Source organism: Kitasatospora sp. NPDC048239, assembly GCF_043202015.1.
GTDB lineage: Bacteria > Actinomycetota > Actinomycetes > Streptomycetales > Streptomycetaceae > Kitasatospora.
Window position 1 is genome coordinate 173,936 of record NZ_JBICZP010000005.1, and the last position, 21,838, is coordinate 195,773.

At 74.1% G+C, this 21,838-nt stretch carries 10 protein-coding genes; 6 read left to right on the forward strand and 4 right to left on the reverse strand.

The window, feature by feature from the left end; all coding sequences use genetic code 11:
- Positions 1–104 precede the first annotated feature (104 nt).
- The gene (locus ACGFZP_RS15520; RefSeq protein WP_392932525.1) at positions 105–929 is read left to right on the forward strand and encodes a hypothetical protein; all 825 of its coding nucleotides are present in this window, start codon (positions 105–107) and stop codon (positions 927–929) included.
- Positions 930–1,097: 168 nt separating this feature from the next.
- Here the strand turns inward: ACGFZP_RS15520 and ACGFZP_RS15525 are convergent, their stop codons facing one another.
- On the reverse strand, positions 1,098–3,590 hold the full coding sequence (locus tag ACGFZP_RS15525) for a DEAD/DEAH box helicase (RefSeq protein ID WP_392933466.1): 2,493 nt from the start codon (positions 3,588–3,590) through the stop codon (positions 1,098–1,100).
- A 751-nt stretch (positions 3,591–4,341) separates the two neighbouring features.
- Here ACGFZP_RS15525 and ACGFZP_RS15530 point away from each other — a divergent pair.
- Complete coding sequence (locus tag ACGFZP_RS15530; protein ID WP_392932527.1) at positions 4,342–5,538, forward strand: 8-amino-7-oxononanoate synthase; 1,197 nt, start codon at positions 4,342–4,344, stop codon at positions 5,536–5,538.
- Between the two features lie 78 nt (positions 5,539–5,616).
- On the opposite strand, the gene ACGFZP_RS15535 is transcribed toward ACGFZP_RS15530, so the two are convergent.
- The 3 genes from ACGFZP_RS15535 to ligD form a co-directional block, all read right to left on the reverse strand.
- The gene (locus tag ACGFZP_RS15535) at positions 5,617–6,516 is read right to left on the reverse strand and encodes an aminoglycoside phosphotransferase family protein (RefSeq protein ID WP_392932529.1); all 900 of its coding nucleotides are present in this window, start codon (positions 6,514–6,516) and stop codon (positions 5,617–5,619) included.
- Complete coding sequence (locus tag ACGFZP_RS15540) at positions 6,513–7,163, reverse strand: GNAT family N-acetyltransferase (RefSeq protein WP_392932530.1); 651 nt, start codon at positions 7,161–7,163, stop codon at positions 6,513–6,515. Before ACGFZP_RS15540 ends, ACGFZP_RS15535 begins: the two co-directional genes overlap by 4 nt.
- A gap of 64 nt (positions 7,164–7,227) precedes the next feature.
- A complete protein-coding gene (gene ligD, locus ACGFZP_RS15545) occupies positions 7,228–8,235 on the reverse strand; it encodes a non-homologous end-joining DNA ligase (protein WP_392932532.1) in 1,008 nt (335 codons plus the stop codon).
- An 81-nt stretch (positions 8,236–8,316) separates the two neighbouring features.
- Between ligD and ACGFZP_RS15550 the strand changes: the two genes are divergently transcribed.
- From ACGFZP_RS15550 to ACGFZP_RS15565, 4 genes are all read left to right on the forward strand, one after another.
- On the forward strand, positions 8,317–9,378 hold the full coding sequence (locus ACGFZP_RS15550; RefSeq protein ID WP_392932534.1) for an ATP-dependent DNA ligase: 1,062 nt from the start codon (positions 8,317–8,319) through the stop codon (positions 9,376–9,378).
- 296 nt (positions 9,379–9,674) lie between these two features.
- The gene (locus ACGFZP_RS15555; RefSeq protein ID WP_392932537.1) at positions 9,675–12,878 is read left to right on the forward strand and encodes an amino acid adenylation domain-containing protein; all 3,204 of its coding nucleotides are present in this window, start codon (positions 9,675–9,677) and stop codon (positions 12,876–12,878) included.
- A 121-nt stretch (positions 12,879–12,999) separates the two neighbouring features.
- Entirely contained in the window at positions 13,000–18,627 is a 5,628-nt protein-coding gene (locus ACGFZP_RS15560) for an amino acid adenylation domain-containing protein (RefSeq protein ID WP_392932539.1), read from the forward strand.
- Positions 18,624–21,830 carry an amino acid adenylation domain-containing protein gene (locus tag ACGFZP_RS15565; protein ID WP_392932541.1) on the forward strand — a complete coding sequence of 1,069 codons (3,207 nt, stop codon included), beginning with the start codon at positions 18,624–18,626 and terminating at the stop codon, positions 21,828–21,830. Before ACGFZP_RS15560 ends, ACGFZP_RS15565 begins: the two co-directional genes overlap by 4 nt.
- Positions 21,831–21,838: the final 8 nt, after the last annotated feature.

The following is a 21,838-nucleotide window of genomic DNA, read 5'->3' on the forward strand; positions in this document are numbered from 1 at the left end:
GGTCACGTCCGTGTCCACGGTGGCTACCGGTGGGTAGCGCGAGTGATCGCCAACGGCCATCCCCCGTGATCTCCACCACCCGCGCACTGCTTAGAATCTGCGCCATGACCACGCAGGGGGAGCGCACCCCGTCACCGGGAGACCACGGGACCGAGCAGCCGGCCGGGGCGTACCGGTCCAGGAGACTCAGCGCCCGCCGAACCGTGGGCTGGATCGTCGTGGTGGGCGTGGTGGCGGCCGGAGGCTGGATCATCACCCGGCCCACGCCCGGCGACTTCATACCCGGCCTCGGCCCGTCCAGCAAGGAGGCGACCAGGACGCCGCCGGTGGTCGGCAGCCCGCCGCCGCGGACCGTGACCGACCCCGAGGGCCTCAACGTCGACGTCTACTTCCCGGCCCAGCGGCCGGTCGAGGTCGGCGCCTACAAGGGCAAGCGCTCCGGCGTCCGACAGGGCCAGAACTGCGCCGAGGCGCTTCAGGACCGCACCCAGGACCCGCTGCGCGACACCGGCTGCCAGGGCTACCTCACCGTCAGTTTCACCGGCCAGGACAAGCCGGTGCTGAGCAGCGTGACCGTGCTGCGGTTCGGTGACGAGGCGTCCGCCGCGAAGGCCGCGCAGGCCCTGCAGGCCAAGCCGGGTGCACTGGCGTTCATCCTCCCGGACGCCACCACCGCCCCGGCCCAGCCGGCCGGCAGCGCCAGGACCGGCTCGGAGCCGCGGGTCGAGGCCGTCCGCTACTACGTGACCGTCGCCAGCTCGCGGCTCGCCGACGCCCACAGCGCCGCCGCCGCGCCCGCCGCGACCGCCACCGGGACGACCCCGCTCAGCGTGCCGCCGAGCACCGCGCCCGCCGGTTCGGAGCAGATGCTGGAGGAGGCCACCCGCGCGATCTCGTACGCGGCGGGCGCGCCGTTCATCTGGATGTGACGCCAGGACCGGTCCGGCGCCGGTCCGTTGCCGCTCCGGCAGCCTCGGGGGCCTGCCCGGCGGCCTTGCGGTCCGGAGCGGTACCGCTCCGGACCCGGCCGGGGCCCGTGTGCCACGGACCCCGGCCCCGGTCCAGGCCCCGTCCGGTCGGACGGGGCCGACGGCGGCTCAGCCGTCCAGCCGGTCCACCGCGGTGACCCGCAGCACCGCGCGGCCCTCCTCGTCCGACCCGTACAGGTCGACCTCGGCGCTGATGCCCCAGTCGTGGTCGCCCTCCGGGTCGTCGAAGATCTGCCGGACCTTCCAGGAGGAGTCCTCCTCCTCGATCAGCAGCATCTTCGGGCCGCGCGCGTTCGGGCCGGTGCCGAGGTCGTCGTACTCGTCCCAGTACCCGTCCATGGCGTCCGCCCAGCGGTCCGCGTCCCAGCCGTACTCGCCGTCCAGCGCGGCCAGCGCGTCGTAGTGCTCCAGCGCGACCAGCTCCACCCGGCGGAACATCTCGTTGCGCACCAGCACCCGGAACGCCCGGGCGTTGGCCGTCACCGGCGCCGGCTTGTCGTCCAGGGCGACCTCGGCCGCCTGCGGCTCGGTCGGGTTGGCCAGCTGCTCCCACTCGTCCAGCAGGCTGGAGTCGACCTGGCGGACCAGCTCGCCGAGCCAGGCGATGACGTCCTTGAGGTCGTCGGTCTTGATGTCCTCGGGGACGGTCTGCTCCAGCGCCTTGTAGGCGCCGGCCAGGTAGCGCAGGACGATGCCCTCGGTGCGGGCCAGGTCGTAGTGGCCGACGTAGTCGGTGAAGGTCATCGCCCGCTCGTACAGGTCGCGGACGACGGACTTCGGGCGCAGCTCGTGGTCGCCGATCCACGGGTGTGCCCGGCGGTACACCTCGTAGGCGTGGGTGAGCAGCTCCTCCAGGGGCTTCGGGTAGGTGATGTCCTGGAGCCGCTCCATCCGCTCCTCGTACTCGATGCCGTCGCGCTTCATCTCCCCGATGGCCTCGCCGCGCTCCTTGTTCTGCTGCGAGGCGAGGATCTGGCGCGGGTCGTCGAGGGTGGCCTCGACCACGGAGACGACGTCCATCGCGTACGAGGGCGAGGTCGGGTCGAGCAGCTCGAAGGCGGCCAGCGCGAAGGTGGAGAGCGGCTGGTTGAGCGCGAAGTTCTCCTGGAGGTCCAGGGTGAGGCGGACGATCCGGCCCTCGGCGTCGGGCTCCGGCAGCCGCTCCACGATGCCGCCCTCCAGCAGCGAGCGGTAGATGGCGATGGTGGAGCGGATGTGCCGGCGCTGGGCGGCGCGGTCCTCGTGGTTGTCGGTGAGCAGCTTGCGCATCGCCTCGAAGGCGTTGCCCGGGCGGCCGATGACGGCCAGCAGCATCGCGTGGGTCACCTTGAAGCGGGAGACCAGCGGCTCGGGGTCGGCGCCGATCAGCCGGTCGAAGGTCTCCTCGGTCCAGCCGACGAAGCCCTCGGGGGCCTTCTTGCGGACGACCTTGCGCTTCTTCTTCGGGTCGTCGCCGGCCTTGGCGACCGCCCGGTCGTTCTCGATCACGTGCTCGGGCGCCTGGGCGACCACCTGCCCGACGGTGTCGAACCCGGCGCGGCCCGCGCGGCCCGCGATCTGGTGGAACTCGCGGGCGCGCAGCACCCGGACCCGCACGCCGTCGTACTTGGACAGCGCGGTGAACAGCACCGTGCGGATCGGCACGTTGACACCGACGCCGAGCGTGTCCGTCCCGCAGATCACCTTCAACAGGCCTGCCTGCGCGAGCCGTTCGACCAGCCGGCGGTACTTGGGCAGCATGCCCGCGTGGTGCACGCCGATGCCGTGGCGCACGTAACGGGACAGGTTGCGGCCGAACTTGGTGGTGAAGCGGAAGTTGCCGATCAGGTCGGCGATGGCTTCCTTCTCCGCCTTCGAGCACATGTTGATGCTCATCAGCGACTGCGCCCGCTCCACCGCCTCCTTCTGCGTGAAGTGCACGACGTAGACGGGCGCCTGCCCCGTCTTCAGCAGCTCCTCCAGGGTGTCGTGGAGGGTGGTGCGGCGGTACTCGTAGAACAGCGGGACGGGCCGGGTGGCCGAGCGGACCACCGTGGTGGGCCGGCCGGTGCGGCGGGTGAGGTCCTCCTCGAAGCGGCGGACGTCGCCGAGGGTCGCGGACATCAGCAGGAACTGCGCCTGCGGGAGCTCCAGCAGCGGGATCTGCCAGGCCCAGCCGCGGTCCGGCTCCGCGTAGAAGTGGAACTCGTCCATGACCACCTGGCCGATGTCGGCCCTGGGCCCGTCGTGCAGCGCGATCTGCGCCAGCACCTCGGCGGTGCAGCAGATGATCGGCGCGGTCGGGTTGACGCTCGCGTCGCCGGTCATCATGCCGACCTGCTCGGTGCCGAACATCTTGCACAGGTCGAAGAACTTCTCCGAGACCAGCGCCTTGATCGGCGCGGTGTAGAAGGTCCGCTTGCCCTCCGCCAGCGCGGCGAAGTGCGCTCCCGCCGCCACCAGGCTCTTGCCCGACCCGGTCGGCGTCGCCAGGATGACGTTGTTCCCCGACACCAGCTCGATCAGCGCCTCCTCCTGAGCCGGGTACAGCGTGATCCCGCGCTCCTCCGCCCAGGCGGCGAACGTCTCGTACAGCGCGTCGGGGGTGGCGGGCTTCGGCATCAGGTCTAGGAGGTTCACCCGGCTATCTTGCCTGCTCGCGTGCACCCCGGGCAAAGCCCCGGGCAAAGCCGGGGCCTCTGCCCGGGGCCGGTCACCGGGCCGGAACGCCGGTCACCGGGCCGGAACGGCGGGCGGGGCGTCCGCCGGGGCGAGACCCTCGCAGTGCTCGCCGGCGATCGCCTTCTACACGGTCCGCCAGGCGACGGCCACGTGCGAGGCCCGCAGCCCGTCGGCGCCGGTGCCCGCGGCGGCGGTGCCGGTGACCCGCGCCCGGCGGTGGTGGTCCTCGGCCCCGGCCCGCGTAGTCGCACCGGTACAGCAGGTCGACCCCCGCGTCGGGGCGGATCCAGCCGGTGATGCCCGCTCCGGCGGCCAGCGGCCGCGGCGGCTGGTCAGGCCGGTCGGCCGTACCGATACGGGCCTCCTCGAACGCGGCCTGGTCGGATCGCCCCACGCCGACGCCCAGGACCTTCCTGCCGTGCGAGGTGTCCCGGCGGACGGACGGAGGTCTGGAGACCGGCGGCGTTGTTCCCGGCCTGCCGGATCATTCCGGGGTTCGCCTTGACGGTCTGCCCGCCGGCGGGCGCCGGGACGGTGACCGGGGCCGTGCTGCCGGCCGCTGCCGCGGCCAGGTCCGGGAACTGCTTCTTCGCCGCGTCGGTCAGGCTTCCCGAGCCGTGTGAATGCCCATTCGGGCGTGTGCCGCGGCGCACATTGCCCGCCCCGCGCCCGGCATGCCAGAGTGCCGCTCATGGCCCACCGCACCGCGCCCGAACCGTCCGCAGCCGCCCAGGCGGCCCCCGCCCCGGCCGCCGTCTTCGACTGGCTCGACGAGGCGGCCGAGCTGCGCGCGGGAGCCGGCCTCACCCGGACGCTGCGCAGCCGCCCCGCCGAGGACCAGGTGGTGGACCTCGCGGGCAACGACTACCTCGGGCTCACCCGCCACCCCGCCGTCACCCGGGCCGCCGCCGACGCGGCACTGCGCTGGGGCGGCGGCGCCACCGGCTCCCGGCTGGTCACCGGCACCACCGCGCTGCACACCGAACTGGAGGCCGAACTGGCCGGGTTCTGCGGGGTGGAGGCGGCGCTGGTGTTCTCCTCCGGGTACACCGCCAACCTGGCCGCGCTCACCGCGCTCACCGACCCGGACACCCTGATCGTCTCGGACGCCTACAACCACGCCTCGCTGATCGACGGCTGCCGGCTCTCCCGCGGCGACGTCCACCGCGCCCCGCACAGCGACCCGGACGCCGTTCGCGCCGTCCTCGCCGGGCGCACCCACCGCCGGGCGCTGGTGGTCACCGACTCCGTCTTCTCCGTCGACGGCAACGCCGCCCGGCTGCCCGAACTCTCCGCCGCCGCCCGCGCGCACGGCGCGGCGCTGCTGGTCGACGACGCGCACGGGCTCGGCGTGCTCGGCCCCGGCGGCGCCGGCGCCCTGGCCGCGGCCGGACTCGCGGGGGAGCCGGACACCGTCGCCACCGTCACCCTGTCCAAGTCGCTCGGCTCCCAGGGCGGGGCGGTGCTCGGCCCGCACCGGGTCATCCGCCATCTCACCGAGACGGCCCGCACCTTCATCTTCGACACCGGCCTCGCCCCGGCCGCGGCCGGGGCCGCGCTCGGCGCGCTGCGCCTGCTGCGCGCCGAACCGCAGCGCGCCGAGCGGGCCCGTACGGTGGCCCGCAGCCTCGCCGCCCGGCTCACCGCGGCCGGCCTGCACGCCTCCGGCCCGGACGCGGCGGTGGTCTCGGTCCGCGCCCCCGGCCCGGAGGCCGCCGTCACCTGGGCCGCCGACTGCCGCCGGGCCGGACTCGCGGTCGGCTGCTTCCGCCCGCCCTCCGTCCCGGACGGCGTCTCGCGCCTGCGGCTGACCGCCCGTGGCGACCTGACGGATGCCCAGATCGCCGATGCGGTGCGGATCATCGCGGCGACGGCGCCCGTCGGGTAGCGCGCCCGCCCGTCGGTCCCGCTACGGCGCCGAGAAGCCCGTCGGTCCCGTTGCCGCGTTGGCAGCCCGTCGGTCCCGCTACGGCGCCGACAGCCCGGCCAGGTCCAGCAGGAAGACCGTCTCCGCGTCACGGCGGCCCGCCGCGGCGCGCGGGGCGGCGACGGTCGCGGCCAGGGCGCGGCACCAGCCGAGCACGCGCTGCGGATCGGCCCCGGGCACCAGGGTGGTCAGCCCGGCGATCCGCCGCTCCAGTCCGGCCCGGTCGGTGACGCCGTCGACGGCCCAGTCGACCAGGTCGAAGTCGGGGTCGCCGAGGGTGGGGCGCGGGTCGATCGCCACCGGTCCGGCCGGCCCGTCCAGGACGTTGCCGGGGTGCAGGTCGCCGTGCACCAGGGCGAGCGTGCCGGAGCCGGCCAGCTCCAGGGCGAAGGCCCGGGCCGCCGGCGGGACGACGCCGGGCGCCCGGCGCTCGGTGAGGTCGAAGAGGAAGTCCACGCGCTCCCGCAGCGGCGGCAGGGCGACGCCGTCCACCGGGGTGGAGCGCAGCGCCGACAGCACCCCGGCGACCTCAGCGGCCTCCCACGGCCGCTCGCGCAGCGTCCCGCCCGGGCGCACGTCCGCCAGCAGGAGCGCCGCCGCGTCGGCGTCGTGGTCCAGCAGCCGGACGGCCTCCGCCAGCCCCGACCAGGCCTGCAGCGCCGCCGCCTCGTGCGCGGCGACCTGCCCGTCGGGCGTCAGCTTCAGCCAGACCCGGGCGCCGTCCGCCGCCCGCACACAGCGGAACACGCGGGCCGTCCCGCCCCCGCCGGCCGCCTCCACGGTCAGACCCCAGCGCCGGGCCAGCCGGTCCACCAGCGCGGGCAGCGCCTCGCACCAGGCCTCGGCGGCCGGGCCGAAGCGGACGGCCAGCCGAGCCCGGACGTCAGCCGGGACGGCGGTCACCACGGTGCCCGCCACGGGACCCGCGCCGGGGCTCACGGCCGCCCCATCACCAGCAGCGCCTCCGCGCCGACCGGGCGGAAGCCGGCCGCCTGGAACGCCCGGACGCTGGTCGCGTTGCCGGGCGCCTGCTGCGACCAGATCCACCCGCCCTCCGGCAGCAGGTGCCGGGCGCTGAGCGCGAGCGCCCGCCCCAGGCCCCGGCCGCGCGCCTGCGGGTCGACCTCGATCGCGCACTCCCACCGACCGGCCACCCCGCGGCCCAGGATCAGGACGCCGCCGTCGACGGCGAACACCCGCACGTCGTCCCGGTAGCGCAGGGCCCGGGCGACCCGGGGGTGCTCCCGGTCCTCGATCGGCTCCAGCGGCAGCGGCGGCTCGCCGGGCAGCCGGTCGGCCACGGTGACCAGGTCGATGTTGTTGACCACCCGTCCGGTCCGCTCGGCGAGCGCCGTCAGGAACGGCGGACAGAGCGGCGCCGCCAGCGGGTCGCTCGGCGCGGCCGCCAGCGCGGCCCGCACCCAGGCCGGGTCCTCGTCCGTGAACACCACCGCGTGCGCCGAGAACGACATCACCCCGGTGTCACGCGGCGACGGCCCGCTCACCACCGTCACCGAACCGTCCGACGGCGGGAAGACCCCGCCCGCGGCATCGTCCAGGATCTCCCGCAACCCGCGCTCGCCCATTGCCCCGTGCCCCCCTGTAACCCGTTCGGGTACCCGTTCCCTTACGGAGCGCCAGGATACAAGATCACTGTTTGCGGGCCCGGCTCGGTTGCACCCGGGGCGGCTCACCGGCCGCCTTGGGGTGGTCCGGCGGATAGGGGAGCTCGCCGTGGCCCTCGTCACGGGCCTGCCGCTCGTACAGCTCCAGCAGCCCCTCCAGCCGGAAGGCCTGGCCGTCCATCTCCGCCTGCAGATCGCCGAGTTCGGCGAACCGGGCGGGCAGCGTCCGCAGGTCGAAGTCCTCCGGCGCCGCGTCGTCGAGCTCCTCCCAGCGCAGCGGCGCCGAGGCGGTGGCCCGCGGCCGGGCGCGCAGCGAGTACGCGGAGGCGATGGTGCGGTCCCGCGCCATCTGGTTGTAGTCGACGAAGATCCGCTCGCCGCGCTCCTCCTTCCACCACGCGGTGGTCACCCGCCCGGGCATCCGCTGCTCCAGGACCCGGCCGAGCGCGATCACCGCGTGCCGCCCGTCGGTGAAGGTCCACTCCGGCTCCAGCGGCACGTACACGTGCAGGCCGCGCCCGCCCGAGGACTTCGGCCAGCCGCGCAGACCGTACTCCTCCAGCACCGCGCGCAGCTCGTGCGCGGCCCGGACGGCGTCGTGGAAGTCGGTGCCGGGCTGCGGGTCGAGGTCGATCCGCAGCTCGTCGACGTGCTCGGTGTCACCGCGCCGGACGGGCCACGGGTGGAACGTCAGACAGCCCAGGTTGGCCGCCCACAGCACGGCCGCCGGCTCGGTCGGGCAGATCTCGTCGGCGGTGCGCCCGCTGGGGAAGGCGATCCGGGCCGTCGGCAGCCACTCCGGCAGGTTCTTGGGCGCCCGCTTCTGGTAGAAGAACTCGCCCTCCACACCGTCGGGGAAGCGCTGCAGGGTGGTCGGCCGGTCGCGCAGGCCGCGCAGCACCCCCTCGGCGACCGCCAGGTAGTACTGCGCGACGTCCAACTTGGTGAAGCCCCGCTCGGGGTAGTACACCTTGTCCGGGTTCGACAGCCGGACGGTACGCCCGGCGACATCCAGTTCCACGGCTGAGCCCATGCCTCACACGCTAGGCGTGCTCCGTCCTCCGCGCGCTATTTCGCCGTGCGGTTGCGGGCCGCACGCGTGAGGATCGGAACCATGGACCTGCCCGTGATGCCGCCGGTCGCGCCGATGCTCGCCAAGTCGGTCGCGAAGATCCCGCCGGGGATGCAGTACGAGGCCAAATGGGACGGCTTCCGTGCGATCGTCTACCGCGACGGGGACGAGGTCGAGCTCGGCAGTCGTACCGGCAAGCCGCTGACCAGGTACTTCCCCGAGCTGGTGGAGGCCTTCCGGCGGGAGCTGCCGCCGCGCTGCGTACTGGACGGCGAGGTGGTGATCGCCCGCGAGGGGCGGCTGCGCTTCGAGGAGCTGCTGGAGCGCATCCACCCGGCGGCCAGCCGGGTGCGGCTGCTGGCCGAGCAGACCCCGGCCTCCTTCGTGGCCTTCGACCTGCTCGCGCTCGGCTCGGACCTCCTGGTCGAGGAGCCGCTGTCGGTGCGACGCCCGGCCCTGGAGGCGGCGCTCGCACAGGCCGCCGATCCGGTGTTCATCGCGCCCGCCTCCACCGACCGCGAGCTGGCGCAGACCTGGTTCGCCCAGTACGAGGGCGCCGGGCTGGACGGGGTGGTGGCCAAGCCGCTGGACCGGCCGTACCGGCCGGGCGAGCGGACCATGTTCAAGGTCAAGCACGAGCGCACCGCGGACTGCGTGGTGGCCGGCTACCGCGAGCACAAGAGCGGCCCGGTGGTCGGCTCGCTGCTGCTCGGCATCAACGACGAGCAGGGGCGGCTCCAGCACGTCGGGGTCTGCGCGGCCTTCCCGATGGCCCGCCGCCGGGAGCTGGTCGAGGAGCTGGCACCGCTGCGGATGCCCGATGTCTCCGGCCACCCCTGGGGGGCCTGGGCGGACGAGCAGGCGCACGCCGACGCCCGGCTGCCCGGCGCGCAGAGCCGCTGGACCGGCGGCAAGGACCTCTCCTGGGTGCCGCTGCGGCCCGAGCGGGTGGTCGAGGTGGCGTACGACCACATGGAGGGCACCCGCTTTCGGCACACCGCGCAGTTCCGCCGTTGGCGGCTTGACCGGACACCGGAGAGCTGCACCTACGAGCAGCTGGAGGAGCCGGTCTCGTACGACCTGGCGCAGGTGCTTGGTGGTTGACGAACCGTCGGTCCCACGGGCGATCAAGGCCTGTGCCACGGTTGCTCGGTATGCGCCTTGACGGGCATCGCTGCAGGTTGGGCGCGTACATGACGGCCCGTCCGAGGTGCGCGGACAACCCTTGACGGGGCATGGGGTCTATGCGAATCTCTCGGCAGGTCTGGGCCATTGGTCTTTCACGGGGGAAGATCGGATCCGCCTCGGTGCATCAGGGGGGATCCTGAGATGCCGGGCGGACCGGGCCGCAGCGGCCGATCGGCCGGTCCCGGGGGCGGGCCGGACACCACCCGGCGGCCGTGCCTCACCGCACCCGGATCGCCGCCGACGACGTCCGGGAGCGTGCTCCTGCACCGTTCTCCGACTGCCTAAGCGAGCTGCAGATGCCCGAACTCCTCCCCGTGACCCCCTCGCCGGACGCCGCCGCCGTCCCGGCCTCGCCCGCCCAGCACGGCATGTGGCTGACCGAGCGGCTGGGGCTGGCCCGCGAGGCCCTCCACCTGCCGGTGCGGATCTCCTTCGACCGGGTCGACGCCGAGGCGCTGGCGCGCGCGGTCCGCCAGGTGGCGCGGCGCCACGGGGCGCTGGGGGTGCGGCTGGTGGAGCGCGACGGCCGGGTGCTGCTGGAACGGGCCGACCGGGACGTGGCGTTGGAGGTGGTCGACGCCACCGGTGACGACCCGGCCGGCCTGGAGAAGCGGCTGGTGGAGGAGGCCGCCCGCCCCTTCGGCCCGGACGGCGGCCCGCTGGTCCGCTGCACGCTGTACCAGCGGCCCGGCGGCGGCGCGGAGTTGCTGGTGGTGGCCCATCACGCGGTGTTCGACGGGGAGTCCAAGGACGTCCTGGTCGCCGACCTGGCCGACGCGTACGGCGCCGCACTGCGCGGCGCGCCCGGCCAGGCGGCCGAACCGCCCCTCGCAGCACCGGTGGTGGCGCAGGCGCCGGACCCGGAGCTCGTGCGGCGTGCCGCCGACTGGTACGGCCCGCGCTGGGCCGCCGCCACCGAACCGGTGCTGCCCGGGGCCACCCGCACGCCGACCGCCGTGGGCCCGGGCCGGACCGTCGGCCGACGGCTGGACGGCACCGAACGCGCCGCGCTGGCAGCGGCGGCGGAGCGGACCGGCGTCACCGTCTTCGAGTTCCTGCTCGCCGCGCTGCACGGACTGCTGCACCGGTACGGCGGCGAGTCCGTACCGGTCTCCGTGCCCCTCTCCACCCGCAGACCCGAACAGGCCGGTGAGATCGGCCTGTTCGTCAACGAGCTGCCGGTCCACCCACCCGCCGGCGTCGGCGGCGACACCGCCTTCGACGACCACGCCCGGGCCGTGCGCGCCGAACTGCGCGGCGGATACCCCTTCCGTACGGTGCCGTTCGGGTCGGCCGTCGCCGGGCTCGGCCCCCGACTCGGCCTGACCCCCGTCTCGCTGGGCTACCGGCAGCGGCGCGGCCCGCAGCCGCGGTTCGCGGACACCCCGGTACGGGTGGACTGGTCGGTGTTCAACGGCGCCGCCCGCAACACGCTCCACCTGCAGGTGGTCGACAGCACCGAGGGCGTCGACCTCTCCCTGCAGTACGACCCCGCCGTCCTCCCCGCGGACGCCGCGGGCCGGATCGCCGGACACCTCGCGACCCTGCTGGCCGCCGCCGTCGCCGCGCCCGGCACCCCGCTCCGGGACCTCCCGCTGCTGGACGCCGCCGAGCTCCACCTGGTCACCGAGGCCTGGAACGACACCGCCCAGGACTACCCGTCCGACCGCACCGTCCTCGACCTGGTCCGCGCCCAGGCCGAGGCCGCACCGGAGGCGGTCGCGGTGACCGGCGGCGGACGCCGGCTGACCTACCGCGAACTCCTCGCCCGGGTCGACGAACTGGCGTCCGCGCTGGTCGCGGCCGGGGTGCGCCCCGGCGACCTGGTGGCCCTCCACCTCGACCGCACCGCCGAGCTCCCGGCCGTCCTGCTCGCCGTCCTCGCCACCGGCGCCGGCTACCTGCCGCTGGACCCGGCCTACCCCGAGGAGCGGCTGGCCTTCATCCTCGCCGACTCCGGCGCCACCCTGCTGCTCGCCGACCGCGAGCCCGCCCCGCGGGTGGCGGCCGCCGCTCCGGCGGTGCTGCGGCTCGCGGACGCGCGGGGCGGCGGCGCCCCGGTGGGCACCCTCCCCGGGCCGGAGGACCGTGCGTATGTGCTGTACACGTCGGGGTCGACGGGGCGGCCCAAGGGTGTGGCGGTGGGGCATCGGGCTTTGGTGAACCTGTTGTCGTCGTTTGCGGGGCGGTTGGGGTGTGGGGCGGGGAGTGTGTGGTTGGGGTTGACGTCGCTGTCGTTCGACATCTCGGGTCTGGAGTTGTTCCTGCCGCTGGTGACGGGTGGGCGGTTGGTGGTGGCGGCGGAGGGTCTGGCGGTGGACGGCCGGGGTCTGTGCGGGTTGGTCGCGGCCGAGGGTGTGACGCATGTGCAGGCGACGCCGTCGGGGTGGCGGGTGTTGTTGGCGGGGGCCGGTGGCGGGGTGCTGTCGTCGGTGGTGGGGCTGGTGGGGGGTGAGGTGTTGCCGTTGCCGCTGGCGCGGGAGTTGGGGGCGGTGACGGGGCGGTTGTTCAACGTGTACGGGCCGACGGAGACGACGGTGTGGTCGACGTGCGGGGAGGTCCTGGCGGGGGCGGTGTCGGTGGGGATCGGGCGTCCGATCGCCAACACCCGGGCGTATGTGCTGGACGGGTGTCGTCGTCCGGTGCCGGTGGGGGTGGCGGGGGAGTTGTACCTGGGTGGTGACGGTGTGGCCCAGGGGTATCTGGGGCGGCCGGAGTTGACGGCGGAGCGGTTCGTGGGGGATCCGTTCGGCCTGCCGGGGGAGCGGTTGTACCGGACCGGGGATCTGGTGTGCTGGACGGCGGGGGGTGAGCTGGAGTTCCTGGGGCGGATCGATGAGCAGGTGAAGATCCGTGGTCATCGGATCGAGCTGGGTGAGATCGAGTCGGCCCTGTTGGAGCACCCGGCCGTCGCCGAGGCCGCCGCCGCCGTGCACGAGGAGACCGCGGGGGAGCCGTACCTCGCGGGCTACCTTGTGGTACCCGCTGGTGTGGCCCCGCCAGCCCCGGGCGAGCTGCGCGAGTACCTGCTGCGGACCCTGCCAGGTTTCATGGTGCCGCAGCGCTTCCTCGCCCTGGAGCGGCTGCCGCTCACCCCGAACGGCAAGCTCGACCGCCGGGCCCTGCCCGTTCCGCCGCGCGAGGCGCCCGCCGCCGAACCGGCCGCCGAGGGGCCGACCGACGAGGGGCCGACCGACGAGGTCGTCGAGACCGTGCGGCGGATCTGGTCCGAGGTGCTGGACCTGCCCGGCATCGGCCCGGACGAGGACCTGTTCGACCTCGGCGGGCACTCGCTGACGATCATCCAGATCAGCGCCCGGATCCGCACCGCGCTCGGTGTGGAGCTCGACTTCGACGTGTTCTTCGACGTCCCCACGCCGGCCGGCATCGCCGCCGCCGTCCGCGAGCGCGTCTGATCCGGCGCGGGGGCGGCCACCGGGTCTGCCGGTAGCCGCCCCCGCCCCGCCGTTCGCTTCGCCGTTCACTTCACCCGCCTCCCCCACGGATCGCTTTTCCGTGCGCTTGAACAGGACTCCGATGACCGATACCCACGACCTTCCCACCGACTGGTCCGCGACCAAGCGGGCTCTGCTCGCCCGGCGGTTGCGTGGTGCTGCCGCGCCGGCGCGGGTGGTGGAGCCGCGGGCGGCGGGTGTGGTGCCGCCGTTGTCGAGCGGGCAGGAGCGGTTGTGGTTCATGGAGCAGTTCGCGCCGGGTGGTTCGGCGTATGCGCTGGCTCCGGCGCGGCGGTTGCGGGGGCCGTTGGACCGGGTGGCGCTGGATGCGGCGCTGGCGGATCTGGTGGCGCGGCACGAGGGCCTGCGGATGGTGTTCCCGACCTCGGTGGACGGGGTGGCGGAGGTTGTCGTCGGGGAGCCGGGGCCGTTCGGGGCGCGGTTCGTGGACGTGTCGGGTGAGGGGGATCCGCAGGGGGGTGCGGCGCGGGAGATCGGTGCGCTGGTCGGGGAGCCGTTCGACCTGGGTGCGGGTCCGCTGCTGCGGGCGCTGCTGGTGCGGGTCGGGGAGGGGGACCATGTCCTGGCTCTGGTGATGCACCACATCGTCTGCGACGGCTGGTCGATCGACATCGTCAACCGTGAGCTGGATGCGCTCTATGCCCAGCACGCGCACGGCACTCCCGCGCAACTGCCGGTGTTGGACGTGCAGTTCGGTGACTATGCGCTGTGGCAGCGGGCCCGTCTGGAGGAGGGTGGTCCGCTGGCGGCCTCGCGTGAGTACTGGCGGTCCGAGCTGGAGGCGGTTCCCGCGCTCGACCTGCCCACCGACCGCGCCCGCCCGCCCGTCCTCACCTTCGACGGTGCCGCGACGGAGTTCCACTGGAGCAGTGAACTTGCCGCGAACATAGCCGAGTTGGCCCGACGCTCCGGAGCCTCCACCTACATGGTGCTGATGACCGCGCTCCAGGTGCTGCTCGGCAGGCATTCCGGCCAGCGGGACTTCGCGGTCGGCTCGGCCGTGGCCGGTCGGTTGCACCGTGAACTGGAGGGTGTGGTCGGTGCGTTCGTGAACATGCTGCCGATCCGGGCCCGGTTGGAGGGCGACCCGAGCTTCGGCCAGCTGCTGGCCCGGGTGCGGGAGTCGACGCTGGACGCGTTCGCGCACCAGGAGGTGCCGTTCGAGCAGATCGTGGCGGATCTGGAGGTGGAGCGGGACGTCAGCCGCTCCGCGGTGTTCCAGGTGACCTTCGCGTTCCAGAACTACGGCGACAAGTCGGCCGCCGGCCCCGTCGCGACCGCGCTGGACTCCGAGGGCTTCGGCTACGAGGCCACCACCACCCATGCCGACCTCGCCCTCTACATGCGGGAGAAGAAGGACGGCGGACTCTACGGGCTGCTCACCTACCGGACCGACCTCTTCGACGCAGGCACCGTCGATGGCTTCGTCAAGCGCTTCGAGCTGCTGGTCGCCGCCGCTGTCGCTGATCCTTCGGTGGCGGTGTCGCGGTTGCCGTTGGTGTCGGGGGCGGAGCGGGTGGCGGTGTTGGAGGAGTGGGCGGTTGGTCCGGAGTTGCCGGTTGGTGGTGGGGGGACGCTGACGGGGTTGTTGGCTCGGGCGGCGGCGTTGTCGCCTGGGGCGGCGGCGGTGGTGTTCGGGGATCGGGTGGTGTCGTACGGGGAGTTGGAGGGCGGGGCGAACGCGTTGGCGCGGCGGTTGCGGGCGCTGGGGGTGGGGCGTGATGACCGGGTGGCGGTGTGTTTGGAGCAGTCGCCGGAGTTGGCGGTGGCGTTGGTGGGGGTGTTGAAGGCGGGGGGTGCGTATCTGCCGTTGGATCCGGAGCAGCCGGTGGGGCGGTTGGGTCGGCTGGTGGCGGATGCGGGGGTGCGGGTGCTGGTGGTGGACGCGGTGTCGCGGGCGTTGTTCGCCGGGTTCGCGGGGGAGGTGGTGGTGGTGGACGGCGGGGTGTTGGAGGGGGTGGATCGGGGTGCGTTGGAGGAGGTGTCGGGGCCGGGGGATCTGGCGTATGTGATCTATACGTCGGGTTCGACGGGGGAGCCGAAGGGGGTGGCGGTCCAGCATCGTGAGGTGGTGAATTACCTGGTGGGGGTGGGGGAGCGGTTGGGGGTGGCGGCGGGGGCGTCGTTCGGGTTGTTGCAGTCGTTGTCGTTCGATTTCAGTATCACGATGCTGTATCTGGCGTTGACGACGGGTGGGCGGGTGCATCTGTTGCCGCGGCGGATTGCGGGGGTGGAGCTGGCGGGGGAGTTGGAGCGGGCGGGGATCGATTATCTGAAGATGACGCCGTCGCATCTGGCGGCGTTGTCGGCGGATGTGGCGGTGGAGCGGTTGCTGCCGCGGCGGGCGCTGGTGCTGGGGGGTGAGGCGTCGTCGTGGGCGTGGGCGCAGGGGTTGGCCTCGGTGGGCGGGTGCCGGGTGTTCAACCACTACGGGCCGACGGAGGCGACGGTGGGTGTGAGTGTGTTCGAGGTGGTGGCGGGTGCGGTGGCGGGGTCGGGCAGTACGCCGGTGGGCTCGCCGCTGGCGGGGGCGCGGTGTCTGGTTCTGGATGCGGCGATGGAGCCGGTGCCGCCGGGTGTGGCGGGTGAGCTGTATGTGGGCGGGGAGCGGTTGGCGCGGGGGTATCTGGGGCGTGCGGAGCTGACGGCGCAGCGGTTTGTGGGGGATCCGTTCGGTGGGCCGGGGGCGCGGTTGTATCGGACGGGGGATGTGGCGCGGTGGGGTGCGCGGGGGGTGTTGGAGTTCCTGGGGCGCGGTGACGATCAGATCAAGGTGCGGGGCTACCGGGTGGAGCCGGGGGAGATCGAGGCGGTGCTGTCGGGTGTGCCGGGGGTGGTGCAGGCGGTGGTGGTGGCGCGCGGCGAGGGGGTGAAACAGAACCTCGTCGCCTACCTGGAGTGCCCCGGCCCCGGCAGCGCGCCCACCGCGGCGCAACTGCGCACGGCGTTGTCGGAGGTGTTGCCGGACTACATGGTGCCGGCGCGGTACGTGGTGCTGGAGCGGTTGCCGTTGCAGGCGCACGGCAAGGTGGACCGCAGGGCGCTGCCGCAGCCGCAGACGGTGGCGGTGGGGGGCTATGTGGAGCCTGCCACCGGGCAGGAGGTGCTGGTCGCCGCGATGTGGGCGGATCTGCTGGACGTGCCGCGGGTGGGGGCGTTGGACGACTTCTTCGAGCTGGGGGGTCATTCGCTGCTGGCGACGCAGGTGGTGGCGCGGTTGCGGCGGGCGTTTCCCGAGCTGGCGGTGCCGGTGGGGGTGATGGACCTGTTCCAGCACCCGACGGTGCGCGCTCTTGCGGCGCTGGTGGGGGATCCGGGGGCGGACCGCGGTCCGCGCCGGCTGCTGCACCGGCTGACCCCCGAGCGGGCACACACCACCGGCAGTGTGGTGTGCGCGCCGTACGGCGGGGGCAGTGCGCTGATCTACAAGCCGCTCGCGGACGCGCTGCCCGCCGACTGGGCGCTGCACTCGATCGCGGTGCCCGGCCACGAGCTGGGCGAGGACGCGGTGGGCATCGACGAGGTCGCCGCCCTGTGCGCACGCGAGATCGTGGAGAACGTACCCGGACGCGTCGTCCTCTACGGACACTGCGGCGTCGGGGTGCGCCTGGCGGTGGAGATCACCCGGCTGGTGGAGGCCGCGGGGCGGGAGGTGGAGGCGCTCTACCTGGGCGGGATCTTCCCCTTCGCCCGCCCCCAGGGCCGCAGCGCCGCGGTCGGGGAGTGGTTCGCGGGGCTGGCGGAGCGCTGGCGCAGCGACCAGGGCATGGTCAACGCCCTGGCGGCCGCGGGCCTGGACACCGACGAGGTGGACGCGGACCAGCTGCGGCTGATCGTGCGCAACCGCCGGGTGGGCACCAAGGAGGCGGAACGCTACTTCACCGAGCTGTTCGCGGGCGAGGGCGGGCGGATCGCTGCGCCGGTGGTGGCGGTGTGCGGGGATCGGGATCCGGCGACGGATTTCTATCAGGAGCGGTTCCGTGAGTGGCACCGGATCGCGGGGACCGCGGCGGTGGTGGTGCTGGACGAGGCGGGGCATTTCTATCTGAAGTACCGGGCCCGGGAGTTGGCGGACATCGTGACGGGTGTCCACCGCTCGATCGCGGCGGGGACGGAGGAGGTCCACCACCGGCGCGAGGAGTCCACGTGGTGGCTGGAGGACGTCTCCCGCGAACCCGACCCCGACCGACACGACCCGCACGACGGACCCGACCCGGGCTCAGGCGACAGGGCCAAGGCCTCCCGCGAGACCCGGACGGGCGGGCGCGCGGAGATCCGCCCGACGATGGGCCGCTTCCTCACCGTCGCCTCCGGCCAGCAGGTCTCGATGATCGGCTCGGCACTCACCGAGTTCGCCCTCCCCATCTGGATCTACCTCAAGACCGGCTCCCTGGTGCAGTTCGGCCTGCTCGCCGCCTGCGGACTCGTCCCCGGCATCCTCTCCGCACCGATCGCGGGCGCGCTGGTCGACCGCAACGACCGGCGCCGGATCATGCTCTACGGCGACCTCGCGGCGGGCGCCACCCAGGCCCTGATGCTGGTGCTCTACCTCACCGGGTCCTTGGAGGTGTGGCACGCCTACGTCCTGATCGGGGTGCTCTCCACCGCGCTGACCTTCCAACGCCTCGCCTGGGGCTCGGCGGTGCCGCAACTGGTGCCCAAGCGCTACCTCGGACGCGCCAACGGCGTGGTCCAAATGGCCTTCGGCTTCGCCCAGTTCCTCGTCCCGCTGTTCGCCGTCGGCCTGCTCTCCGCGATCGGCCTCGGCGGTATCCTCACGCTCGACGTGACCAGCTACGCCGTCGCCACCGCCATCACCCTCGCGGTCCGGTTCCCCGACGTGATGGCCTTCAGCCGCCGGGAGAGCGTGGCGACCGAGATCCGGGCCGGCTTCCACCGGGCCCTCGGCAGCAGGAACTTCCGGGCGATGCTGTTCTTCTTCGCGGTGCTGAACATCTTCCTCTCGCCGCTGTTCCTGCTCACCACCCCGCTGGTGCTCTCCTTCGCCCCGCTGTCGGCCGCCGGCTGGGTCTCCACGGCTGCTGGTCTGGGCGCCGTCCTCGGCGGGATCACGCTGCTGGTCTGGGGCGGACCCCGGCACCTGCGGCTGCGCGGAGTCCTGCTCTCCACCCTCGCCCTCGCCGCCGCCTGCCTGGTGACCGGCCTGCGGCCGTCCATCGTGGTGGTCGCGCTCGGCGCGTTCGGCATGACCTACGGGCTGGCGCTGGTGAACGGCGTGTACGCCACGATCATCCAGACCAAGGTGCCGCTGCGCTTCCACGGCCGGGTGATCGCCGTGAACACCATGGTCGCCTGGTCCACCCTGCCGATCGGCTTCGCCGTGGTGGCACCCTTCGGACCGAAGCTGCTCCAGCCGCTGATGGACGGCGACGGCGCCCTCGCCGACACCGTCGGCCGGTTCATCGGCACCGGGGAAGGACGCGGCATCGGCCTGCTCTACCTGCTGTTCGGCCTGGCCATGGCGGCACTCGCCCTGATCTGCCTCTGCATTCCCGCCCTGGCGCATTTCGACCGGGACGTCCCCGACGCCGAGTCCGACGACCTGGTCGGCCTGGAGGCCCTCCGGGCCCGCGCCGAGCGCACCCTGACCGCCGAGCGCACCCTGACCACCGGTCCCGCCAAGACCGCCGAGACCGCCGAGACCGCCAAGAACGAGGTCGCACCGTGAACAGCCCCGACGCCCTCCGCAGCCACCCGCTCACGGTGGACCAGCGCCGGCTCTGGTTCCTCCAGCAACTCCACCCGGACGACGCCGGGTTCACCATGTACCTCAACCGCCGCTGGAGCGGCCCGATCGACCCGCAGGCCCTGCGCGGCGCCCTCCACCGGCTCACCGACCGGCACGAGATCCTCCGGACCCGCTTCGCCCTCGACGGCGAGGAGCCCGTCCAGCTGGTCCAGCCCGCCCGGGAGATCGACCTCGTGCGGATCGAACTCCAGGTAGGTGCAACGGAGGAGGGGTTCACCGAGGCCTGCCGGCCCTTCGTGAACGCCCCCTTCGACCTCGCCGAGGGCCCGCCCCTGCGCGCCGCGCTGGTCAGCTCGGGCGAGGACGAGCACGCCCTCTGCGTCGTGCTGCACCACATCGTCTCCGACGGCTGGTCCTTCCGGACGATGTGGCGCGAACTGCTCGCCCTCTACCGCGACGAGCTCGGCGAGGCCCCCGCAGACCTCCCGGAACTCGCCCTCCAGTACGGCGACTTCGCTCGCGCCGAGCGGGACAGGGCCGCTGCCGGGGGCGCCGAGGAGGCGTTCCGGTACTGGGCCGAGCGGCTGGCCGGGACGGGCACCCTGCGGCTGCCGCTCGACTACCCACGGCCTGCGGACCCGGCCCACCCGGCGGGCTTCGTCACCGTCACCCTCGACCCGGCCCTCACCGCCGCCGTCGACCGGTTGGCCCGTGAGCAGCGCTGCACCCCCTTCATGGTGCTGCTCGCCGCCTACCAGTGCGTGCTCGCCCGCTGGACCGGCAGCCGCGACTTCGTGGTCGGCACCCCGCTGGCCGGGCGCAACGAGACCGCGCACGAGCCGCTCCTCGGCTACTTCAGCAAGACGGGTGTCATCCGCGCCGACCTCACCGGGGAGCCGGACTACCGGACCGTCCTGCGCAGGGTCCGCTCCGCGACCCTGGCGGCGCTCAGCCACCAGGACGTCCCCGTGGAGCGGCTGGCCGCCCACCTCGGCCTGCCCGCCGAGGCCGGCGCCGGCCCGCTCTACCAGGCCGTCTTCGTCCACCAGAGCCAGTACGACCTGGCCGACGGCAGCGGCGAGCCGGCCCTGCCCGCCGGGGTCCGGACCGCAAGCATGGACTCCGGTTTCGAACAGGCCAAGACCGATCTGCTGCTGGACAGTTGGCGCACCGCCGACGGCGGGATGGCGCTGTCCTTCTGCTTCGACCGCGAGGTCTTCGAGCGCGCCACCGTGGAGGCGCTCGGCCGGCGCTGCCGCACCCTGCTGACCCGGATCGTCGACGACCCGGAACTCCCGCTGCAGGCGGACTGGCTGATCGACCCGGACGAGCGCGCCGAACTGCTCGCGCTCGGCGCCGGCCCGGCCGCCGCGGACACCGTCCGCCCGGTGGTGGAGCGCTTCGCCGAGCAGGTCGCCGCCCGGCCCGACGCCCCCGCCCTGGAGTGCGAAGGCCGGCACCTCTCCTACGCCGAACTCGACCGCCGTTCCTCACTGTTGGCCGCCGAGCTCGGACCGGTCGCGGGGCGGACGGTGGCGGTGCGGCTCGCGCCGTCCTTCGAGCTGGTCACGGCCCTGCTGGCGATCTGGAAGGCCGGCGCCGGCTATCTGCCGCTCGACCCGGCCCACCCGGAGGACCGGCAGCGGCTGATGCTGCACGAGGCCGACGCGGCCCTCCTGCTCGGCGCCGAGGCCGGCTCCGACCTCGGCGTACCGGCGCTGCCCGTACCGGCCGACCCGGTCGCGGCACCGGCCGACCACGCCAACGCATCCGCCGGCCCCGTCGCGGCCCTGCCCGGGAGCGACCCCGCGGGCCTGGCCTACGTCCTCTACACATCGGGCTCCACCGGCACCCCGAAGGGCGTCGCCGTCGAGCACGGCGCCCTCGCCGCCCGGGTCGACTGGATGGCCGGGCCCACCGGCTACGCGCTCCAACCCGCCGACCGGATCGTCCAGTTCGCCTCGATCGGCTTCGACACCCACGCCGAGGAGCTCTGGCCCGCGCTCTGCTCCGGCGCCTGTGTGGTGCTGCTGCCCGGCGGCGGCAGGACTCTGCCGGACCTGCTCCGCACACCCGCCGGCGCGGCCGTCACCGTGCTCGACCTGCCCACCGCCTACTGGCAGGAGCTGGTCTCGCTCGGCGACCAGACCCCCTGGCCGGCGGCGCTGCGGCTGGTCGTCCTCGGCGGCTCCGAGGCCCGGGCCGACACCGTCGCCGGGTGGCGCGACCGGCACGGCGACACCGTCCGGCTGGTCAACACCTACGGTCCGACCGAGGCCACCGTCATCGTCACCGCCGCCGAGCTCGGCGAGCCCGACACCGGGCGCCGCCCCCCGCTCGGCCGCCCGCTGCCCGGGGTGCGGCTGTACGTCCTGGACGAGTACGGCGGCCTGCTCCCGGCCGGCGCCGAGGGCGAGCTGTCGATCGGCGGCGCCGGCCTCGCCCGCGGCTACCTGGCCCGGCCCGACCTGACCGCGCAGGCGTTCCCGCCGGACCCGTACGCCGGGGGCCGGATGTACCGCACCGGGGACCGGGCCCGCTGGCGCGCCGACGGACAGCTGGAGTACCTCGGCCGCGCCGACGAGCAGCTGAAGCTCCGCGGCTACCGGATCGAGCCCGCCGAGATCGAGACCGCGCTGACCGCCCACCCGGACGTCGCCGGCGCCGCCGTGGTGCTCCGTGACGGGCGCCGGCTGCTCGGGTACGCCGTGCCGCGGCCGGGGGCCGAGCCCAAGCCGGCCGAGCTGCGCGAGCACCTCGCCCTGCGGCTGCCGGTCTACATGGTCCCGGACGCCGTCGTCCTGCTCGACACCCTGCCGCTGACCGCCAACGGCAAGCTCGACACCGCCGCCCTGCCTGCTCCCGACGGGGCCGCCGACGGCGCCCGGGAGTACGTCGCACCGCGCACCGACGCCGAGCAGCTGGTCACCGAGCTCTGGCAGGAGGTGCTCGGCGTGCCCAGGGTCGGCGTGCTGGACGACTTCTTCGAGCTCGGCGGCGACTCGCTGCTGGTCACCAGGGTGGCCGCCCGGATCAGGGCGGGGGTGGGGCTCGACGTGCCGATCCGCGACGTCTTCGAGCGCCCCACCCCGGCTGCCCTGGCCGCCAGGATCGAGGCTCTGCTGATCGCCGAGATCGACGCCCTCACCGAGGAGGAGGCCGCCGGGCGGCTGGCCGACTGACCCCCGCC